Raw genomic sequence first — 1552 nt, 5'->3', positions numbered from 1 at the left:
CAGGGTAATCGCGCGTTGACCGAGCCCTTGAATTCCGAGAAGTTAGTCTAAATTTTGGCGTTTGTTCCGATTCTATCCGAGTAATTTTCCGAAATTTAGGGGGTTTCTAATCCTCGAAAACCGATGAACTCAGAAGGAACTTTATCTACTGGGTTCTTTCATTCCAGACTGGATTGGTCGCAACGCGCTCGCTGCGCGAGAACGCTCACAAGTCTAATTGACACCTCCTTTTTCAGTCAACCGCACTGGCCTCCAAGATTTTTACCATGAAATTATCATCCATGCTCGCCCTATAACGTTTCATTTTCAGACTCATTTTCGAGGGCTCCCGCTTCAACAAATTCACACTTAAACGGCGCAACAGACCTAGGTTTTCCGCTCCATGCCCCAGACGAACCCGACTGGCATCTTCATTAAAGGTAACATCGAGTACCCAATGGAGACTATTTTCAATACTCCAATGTCCGCGAATCACCTCGGCGTGTTTTTGGGCATCCGCTGCTAAACTACTGATGAAGAAGCGAATTTCTGTAGTAGTTTTATTCCATAATTGGCGGACACTGCGAACCATGACTAGGGTGGTTAGGCCAGGCCACAGACTCTGCCGATGCAGGGGCGGTAATTGGGACACCGGCACCACCCAAATTTGACGGGTTTCGATACGGTGATGCCCCGACTCCACCTTTTCGTGGTAGCTGTATTCAATCCCTTGCCAATCCCCGGCTATAGCTTGGTCAAACCAGCCTTCTACTTGTTGAAAGAGCTTGCCCTGATTGCCTTTGAGGGCTAAGACGTAATCTCCGCCCCCAGACTTGATTTGTTGGGCAATTTCCGTCTGGGTTCCCATGGCATCCAAAGTGACTATCGCTCCCTTGAGATTGAGCAATTGCACTTCTGAGCGGCACGGCGGTAATTTCATTGGATTTACTGTCCACTTTTTCTTGGGCTAAGACTAACCCATGTTCGCTACTCCAAGCACTTACTGTGTGCAAAGCCTTTAGTTTCTTTTCACGGTCATAGGAACCCTTGGCGGTTTTCCCATCTATGTGGATTAGTTCTAGGTTCAATTTTTCGGTGATTTCCCCGATCCACCCTAGGAATCCCGACCTTAATTGCTCGGGTTCTAGCATTCCTAAGACTCGACCCAAGGTGTCGTGGGAAGGTATCCCATTGGGTAATTCCAAAAAGGTTTTCAACCAGGATTGTTTGGCTTTTCCGTAGGCTTCTATGGCGACAAACCCGTCGGCACCCGCTAAGACCGCCAAAATGGCTAGGGCAATTAGGGATACCAGGCTGTGATTGCGTCCCCTGTCCGCTCTGGGGTCTTCTAGGTGCTGAAAATGTTTCAAGACACTCTTTCTTAAAAGTTTTGCCTCTCGCTCTTGCTTGGGGTTCAAGACTAGGGGACCAAATCCTTCTGCCATACTCAACCACTAAAATACAGGATTTTTCACTTCCTCTCAGATTAACTCAGGCCAGTTCGTCGTCACCAAATTAACAGTTAGGGATTTTTGTCTGTTACCATCTATACAAAACGACGCGCGATTACCCT

The 1552-nt window shown here is 47.7% G+C and carries 1 pseudogene; it reads right to left on the bottom strand.

The features are described from left to right. Positions 1-232: 232 nt before the first annotated feature. A pseudogene (locus tag O9300_RS09960) lies at positions 233-1397 on the bottom strand (ISAs1 family transposase). Positions 1398-1552 lie beyond the last annotated feature (155 nt).

This window comes from Microcystis sp. LE19-195.1E (assembly GCF_027532095.1).
Taxonomy (GTDB): domain Bacteria; phylum Cyanobacteriota; class Cyanobacteriia; order Cyanobacteriales; family Microcystaceae; genus Microcystis; species Microcystis aeruginosa.
Note: the sequence above shows the minus strand (reverse complement) of the source record. Positions and strands in the feature narration are given on the sequence as shown.